Source organism: Brevundimonas sp. NPDC055812 (assembly GCF_053616535.1).
On the sequence record NZ_JBSHDX010000005.1, the window covers coordinates 284,056 to 290,854 of the forward strand.

The window sequence follows — 6,799 nt, forward strand, 5'->3', positions numbered from 1 at the left end:
CTTCAGGCGCCGATGGCGGAGAAGGGGCCGTTGAGGAAGCCGGGCTTGCCGTAGGCCAGGGGACGGCCGTCCTCGGCCAGGACGCGGCCGCCCGCCGCCTCCAGCACGGCCTGGCCGGCGGCGGTGTCCCATTCGCTGGTGGGGCCGGTGCGCGGATAGGCGTCGAAGCGGCCCTCGGCGATCAGGCAGAACTTCAGCGAGGAATCCATGCCCTGCCATTGGGTGCAGCCGTTGCGGGCGGCCAGACGCAGGGCGTCCTCGTCGCTGATGCTGTGGCTGACCAGGGCGACGGCGTCGGCGGGGCGTTCGCGCACGCGGATCGTCCTCCACGGCTCGCCGAAGGCGCGGCGCAGCGCGCCCTGGCCCGGCGCGGCGGAGCGCCAGCTGACGCCCAGGGCCGGGGCCGTCACCGCGCCGGCCACGGGGGCGTCGCCGCGGATCAGGGCGATGTTGACCGAATAGCTCTCGCGCCCCTGGACGAACCCGCGCGTGCCGTCCAGCGGGTCGATGAGCCAGAACCACGTACCGACCGACGACGGGGCGCCGTCGGCGGCGACGGCCTCCTCGGCGACGGCCTCGACCTGGGGCCAATGTTCGGCCAGGCGGGCCAGGATCAGGGCCTCGGCGGCGCGGTCGGCCTCGGTCACGGGGCTGGCGTCGGCCTTGGTCTCCACGGTCGTATCGGCCCGCCAGTAGGGCAGGATCAGGCGGGCGGCCTCTTCGGCGATGTCGGCGATGATCTCGGCCAGGCGGCCGGAGAGGAGGTCGGATTCAAGGTCGGCGTAGGCGGAGGCGGTCATGAAGGGCTGGATAGACCATGCGGCCGGTTTAACGAACCGGCAAATCAGGCCACCTTGGCCTTAACCTTTTCGAAACCTTGTGCGCCATGACCGTTTCCGACGACCCTGCCTCCCTATCCGCCGCCGATCTGCCTGTGGACGGCGCCGAACTGGCCGCCTTCATCGCCGCCAAGCTGTGCCACGACTTCATCAGCCCGGCCGGCGCCGTGATGTCGGGGTTGGACCTGCTGGACGATCCCGGCGCCCAGGACATGCGCGACGACGCCCTGGGCCTGATCCGTCAGAGCGCGGCCAAGATGGTGGCCCTGGTGCATTTCGCCCGGGTGGCCTTCGGCGCCGCGACCAGCAGCGAACAGTTTTCCGGCGCCGAACTGCACGGCCTGGTCGCGGGTCTGACCGACGGCGGGCGCGCCACGCTGGACTGGCGCGTAGGGGATGAGACCTTCTCCAAGATCCAGGCGCGGACCCTGATCAACTTGGCCTATCTGACCGTTTCGGCCCTGCCGATGGGCGGGGCGGCGGTGGTGACCGTCCGCCGGGAAGGCGATCAGTTGTTTCTGGTCGGATCGGCCGAGGGCGCCCGCGCCCGGCTCAAGCCGGAGGCCGTGGTCGGCCTGAAGGGCGAGCGGCTGACTGAGGGGCTGGCGGGGCAGTGGATCCAACCCTACTGGCTGTGGCTGACGGCGCGCGAGGCGGGCGGGCGGCTGGACCTGGCGGCTGAAGAGGGCCGCGTGGCCTTGATGGCGCGCTTGCCGGGCGCTAGTGAGCAACCCGCGTTCGTCTAGCCAACGCTCCGTTAACCCGCCTGAACGACTATGGCGTGAGCGTGGTTTTGATCTCGCGCCAAACGGGAATAGACCCTGTGGACCCCAGAACCTGTCTGATCGTCGATGACAGCCGCATCATCCGCAAGGTGGCGCGCCGCATCCTGGAGGATCTGTCCTTTGACGTGGCCGAGGCGGCCGACGGCGCTGAGGCGCTGGACTATTGCCAAGCGGCCATGCCCCAGGTGGTGCTGCTGGACTGGCAGATGCCGGTGATGGACGGCCTGGCCTTCCTGCGTCGCCTGCGCGACCTGCCGGGCGGGCGCACGCCCAAGGTTCTGTTCTGCTCGGTTGAGACGCGGGCGGATCGAATCGCCGAAGCCCTGTCCGCAGGGGCCGACGAATATGTTATGAAGCCCTTCGACGGCGAGATCCTTCAGGCCAAGCTCGCCGAAGTGGGAGTGGTGCAGTCGCCGTCATGACGCCGGAGGATTTCGATCGTCTTCAGAGTCTGCTGGCGTCCCGCGCCGGCTTTCGGCTGACTAGAGACCGGATGCAGCTGGCCGAGCATCGGCTGGGGCCTGTGGCGCGGCGCGAGGGCTATCACAACGTCGAGGCCATGCTGGCCAGCCTGTGGAGCCGTCCGGTGGCCTCCCTAGGCTGGAGCGTGATCGAGGCCCTGCTGAACGGCGAGACCTGGTTCCGGCGCGACCGTGCGGCCTTCGAGGTGATGGAGCGCGAACTGCTGCCCGCCCTGACGGCGGCCCGGCCGGGCGGGCGAGTGCGCCTCTGGTGCGCGGGCGCCTCGACCGGGCAGGAGGCCTATTCCCTCGCCATCGCCGGCCTGGAGGCGGGGGCCCAGGTCGAGATCGAGGCCACGGATTTGTCGCGTCAGGCGATCGAGAAGGCGCTGTCGGGCCTCTACACCTCGTTCGAGATACAGCGCGGCCTGTCGGCGCGGGCCATGCTGCGCTGGTTCGAGCAGGTCGATGATCAGTGGCGGGCGCGGCCCGAACTGCGCGCCGCCATCGCCTTCAAGCGCGCCAACCTGCTGGACGAGGCGGCCGACGAGGGCCGGTTCGACGTGGTCTTCTGCCGCAATGTCCTGGGCGACATGGCGCCGGAACGCCGCGCGCGGGTGCTGGACGGGCTGGAGCGGCGGATGGTCGACGACGGCTGCCTGTTCCTGGGGCGCGACGAGCGGCCGGACGGCGACAGCGTGGCCTTCCGTCCGGTGGCCGGACGCAAGGGCCTCTATGTGAAGAGCGCGGCCGCCGCACGGCGCGCCGCCTGAGCCGTCAGACCGTCTGAGCCGTCAGGCGACCGACAGCAGGCCCTGGGCGGCGACGGCCTTGACGCCGGGGCCGGGAACCTCGGCGAAGGCCAGGTCGGTCACGCCGAAATACTCATGCTGGTTCAGGGCGCACCAGTCGGTGGTGACGATGCGGACGGTCTCGCGTCCCTCGATCCCCTCGACCGCGCCATAGACGAAGTCGCCGGTGCGGCGGGCGAAGGGCATGACCCGATCCTGGTTGGCCAGGGCGGTCAGTTCGGCCAGTCGTGAGGCCGGAACCTCGGCGGCCATCAGCTTGCCGTCGAAACGCACCACGGCGTCGAAGGCGTAGCGGCTGACCGGCCCGGCGGATAGACCCGTCCCCAGCGTCGTGTGGCCGATGAAGCCGGCCTGGGCCCCGGCGAAGCGGGCGAAGGCGGCGGCCACGGCGCGGCCGGTATCCCCCAGCGACAGGGCGGTCGAACTGGTCCCGAGAACGGCGCGCTCCTGTGCGGTCAGATGCTGGTCCAGCGTCGTGCGGATCAGGGCGGCCAGGGTCGGGTCGGCGGCGCCGTCCAGGGCGACGGTGCGCGACTGGGCCCGCACGCTTCCATCGCCGAGATAGTCCGCCGCGGTATAGGCGTTGCTCCACGATCCGGTGTGGGCGTAGAGGCCGCGCCCCAGCGGCTCCTGGAACAGCAGGTGGTTGTGTCCCCCGATCATCAGGGCGCCGTCGGGCAGGGCGGCCAGCATCCCGCGGTCGCCCGCCACGCCAGCGTGGCTCATCACCAGCGTCAGATCGGCGCCCTCCAGCAGCGACGACAGATGGGCGTTGGCCCATTCGGTCGGATCGGGGATCGACAGCCAGTCGCGGCTGGCCTTGGGATAGGTGTTCAGCGAATTCGTGCCGAAGCCGGCGATGCGCAGACGGCGCTCGCCGAAGGTCAACTCCGTCGCGGCCGGGGCGTAGGGTCGGCCGTTGCGGGCGTCGACGATGTTGCTGAGGACGGTGATCCCCAGGCCCTGCATCCGCTTCACGACCTCATGCAGGTCGGGGATCAGGTCGTTGTCGTGATTGCCCAGGTTGACCACGGTGGGGGCGATGGCGGGCAGGGCGGCCAGGAAGGCCCAGTCGATCGCGCCTTCGGACCGCACCGACACGACGTTGCCATGCTCGAAGATGTCGCCATCGACCGCGATCAGATGCGGAACCGGTCGGCTGCGGACCTCAGCGCGCAAGGCGGCGAGAAGCTGGGCGCTACGCTCATAGGCGGAGTGCAGGTCGGACATGGCCAGGACGCGGCCGATGACGGCGGGCGACTGATCCAGCGCGAGGGCGGCGGTTCCGCCGACCAGGGGCAGGGCGGCGGAACCGGCAAGAAATCGGCGACGGGACGGGGCGGCGAGGGGCATGGGCGTCTCCTGCGGCAGGTCGCGCGCTTCGCGCATCGGGAGCCCCGGAGGAAGGCGCAGCCGGTCTGCTTGGCACGTCCTGTTGCGGCGCACAATGTCGCGCTACGGCGACGCGTGAATCGAACGGCGGTTTCTTGCGGTCTGTGTCCCTGTCGCGAAAGGTTCATGCATCAGCCCGCATCGGCGCTGGAACCCGCGACGCTACGGGCCTAGGGGCTGCGGCGAATTCACCCACCCAAGATCATCAAGAAGGGGATATCTCGATGACGCGTCTCTCGGTTCTCGCCGCCTCCGCCAGCGGTCTGGCCCTGCTGCTCTCCACGCCGGCCCTGGCGCAATCCGCCGATGTCCAGGCCGATCAGGCCGCCGCCGTCGGCGACATCGTCGTCACCGCCCAGCGCCGCAGCGAAAGCATCCGCGACGTGCCCTTCGCCGTCACCGCCATGAACACCGAGACGCTGAACGCCGTAAACGCCGGCGGCGGCGACATCCTGCAGCTGTCGGGCCGGGTGCCCAGCCTGCAGGTCGAAAGCTCCAACGGCCGCTACGCCCCGCGCTTCTACATCCGCGGCCTGGGCAATGTGGACTTCGACTTCACGGCGTCTCAGCCGGTGTCGATGGTGATGGACGAGCTGGTTCTGGAAAGCGTCTATCTGAAGGGCTTCCCCCTGTTCGACGTGAAGCAGCTGGAAGTGCTGCGCGGGCCGCAGGGCACCCTGTTCGGCCGCAACACCCCGGCCGGCGTGATCAAGATCGACACCACCAAGCCGGGCGATGAGTTCACCGGCTTCGGCTCGATCACCTACGGCAACTATGGCTCGACCCGCGCCGAGGCGGCCGTGACCCTGCCGGCGTCGGATACGCTGTCGGTGCGCGTGGCGGCCCTGTGGAACCACCGCGACGACTGGATCAACAACGCCTATGACGCTCCCTTCGCCAAGAAGGACGGCAAGGACCTGGGCAATTTCGACGATGTGGCGGGCCGCATCCACGTCGCCTGGACCCCGACCGACCGCCTGTCGACCCTGCTGACCCTGCAGGCGCGCGACTATGAGGGCACGGGCACGATGAACCGCGCCAACGTCCTGACCAAGGGCTCGAACAAGCTGAACGACAACTTCGATCGCGACACGGTCTGGTATGACGGCGGCCGCAACAACTTCCAGAAGCAGAAGACCACCTCTCAGTCGCTGCAGGTCGCCTATGACTTCGGCCCGGCGACCCTGACCGGCGTGGTCGGCTCCTTCCAGGGCTGGTCCCAGGGCGACGGCGATATCGACGGCGGCGTCTCCGCGGGCGCGCCGACGGGCGCAGGCTACAAGACTCCGTTCCCGGTCGAGTCGGGCACCCTGTCCAGCGATCTGCTGCAGAACACCTATGAGCTGCGCCTGGCCTCGAACGGGGCGGGCCGTCTGGGCTGGCAGGTCGGCGCCTTCTACTGGGACGAGCGCATCAATCTGGTGTCGGGCACCTTCGACGGCGTCGGCGGTCTCATGCCGACCAAGGTCACCGACATCGTGCAGAAGTCGGACTCCTGGTCGATCTTCGGTCAGGCCAACTATCAGGTCACAGACGCCCTGAAACTGACCGGCGGCCTGCGCTATACCGACGACAGCCGCAACTATCATGGTCGCATCGTGGTCGGCACGCCTGCCAATGCGGAAGGTCAGGTCTCGGTCGGCGACGAGCAGGTTAGCTGGGACGTCAGCGCCCTGTATGAGGTCAACGACAGCCTGAACCTGTTCGCCCGCGTGGCCAGCGGCTATCGCGGTCCGTCGATCCAGGGCCGCAACCTGCCGGTTCTGACCACGGCGGATTCGGAAACGGTCATGTCGTATGAGGCCGGCTTCAAGGCTCGCCTGTGGGACGGCCGCGCCCGCCTGAACGCCACCGCCTATCTGTATGACGTCAAGGACATGCAGTTCACGGCTATCGGCGGCATCGACAACTCCAACCGCCTGATCAACGCCGACAAGGGTCAGGGCTACGGTCTGGAGATCGACGGCGACGTCTATCTGGGCGCGGGCTTCACCCTGGCCGGCGGCGTGGCGTGGAACCACACCGAGATCAAGGACAAGGGCCTGCTGGTCGCCATCTGCGGCAACCACCTGTGCACCATCACCGATCCGATCGTGAAGGTCGGAACCAGCGACCGCGCCAACATCGACGGCAACCCCTTCCCGCAGGCGCCGGAGTATTCGGCCAACCTGACCCTGTCCTACGTCCGCCCGATCGGCGACGATCAGGAGCTGTTCGCCTCGACCGACTGGGTGATGCAGAAGGACTTCAACCTCTTTCTTTATGAGGCGGTCGAGTTCCGTCAGGACACCAACTTCGAAGGCGGCCTGCGCGCAGGCTGGCGCGACCTGAACCGGGGTCTGGAGGCGGCCGTCTATGTCCGCAACATCACGGACGAGGCCAACGTCATCGGCGCCATCGACTTCAACAACCTGACGGCCTTCGTCAACGAGCCGCGCATGTACGGCGTGGAGTTGTCCAAGCGCTTCTAAGCCGATACGGCGGATCGGGAGGGCGGCGGCGGGGAGACC

Annotated in this window: 6 protein-coding genes; 4 read left to right on the forward strand and 2 right to left on the reverse strand. The window is 68.8% G+C overall.

The genetic code is table 11. From position 1 onward, the window contains the following. Nucleotides 1-2: 2 nt before the first annotated feature. Nucleotides 3-800, reverse strand: a complete 798-nt coding sequence (gene cysQ / locus ACWGL1_RS10935) for a 3'(2'),5'-bisphosphate nucleotidase CysQ (protein WP_452112007.1) — start codon at nucleotides 798-800, stop codon at nucleotides 3-5. An 86-nt stretch (nucleotides 801-886) separates the two neighbouring features. Between cysQ and chpT the strand changes: the two genes are divergently transcribed. The 3 genes from chpT (at nucleotide 887) to ACWGL1_RS10950 (ending at nucleotide 2,858) form a co-directional block, all read left to right on the forward strand. Next, complete coding sequence (gene chpT / locus ACWGL1_RS10940; protein WP_452112008.1) at nucleotides 887-1,585, forward strand: histidine phosphotransferase ChpT; 699 nt, start codon at nucleotides 887-889, stop codon at nucleotides 1,583-1,585. Nucleotides 1,586-1,662: 77 nt separating this feature from the next. Continuing rightward, nucleotides 1,663-2,046 carry a response regulator gene (locus tag ACWGL1_RS10945; RefSeq protein ID WP_291780002.1) on the forward strand — a complete coding sequence of 128 codons (384 nt, stop codon included), beginning with the start codon at nucleotides 1,663-1,665 and terminating at the stop codon, nucleotides 2,044-2,046. A gap of 71 nt (nucleotides 2,047-2,117) precedes the next feature. After that, the gene (locus tag ACWGL1_RS10950) at nucleotides 2,118-2,858 is read left to right on the forward strand and encodes a CheR family methyltransferase (RefSeq protein WP_452112009.1); all 741 of its coding nucleotides are present in this window, start codon (nucleotides 2,118-2,120) and stop codon (nucleotides 2,856-2,858) included. A gap of 21 nt (nucleotides 2,859-2,879) precedes the next feature. Here ACWGL1_RS10950 and ACWGL1_RS10955 read toward each other — a convergent pair whose 3' ends face one another. Beyond that, nucleotides 2,880-4,250, reverse strand: a complete 1,371-nt coding sequence (locus ACWGL1_RS10955) for a metallophosphoesterase (protein ID WP_452112010.1) — start codon at nucleotides 4,248-4,250, stop codon at nucleotides 2,880-2,882. Nucleotides 4,251-4,513: 263 nt separating this feature from the next. On the opposite strand from ACWGL1_RS10955, the gene ACWGL1_RS10960 reads away from it, so the two are divergent. Next, the gene (locus ACWGL1_RS10960; RefSeq protein WP_452112011.1) at nucleotides 4,514-6,760 is read left to right on the forward strand and encodes a TonB-dependent receptor; all 2,247 of its coding nucleotides are present in this window, start codon (nucleotides 4,514-4,516) and stop codon (nucleotides 6,758-6,760) included. Nucleotides 6,761-6,799: the final 39 nt, after the last annotated feature.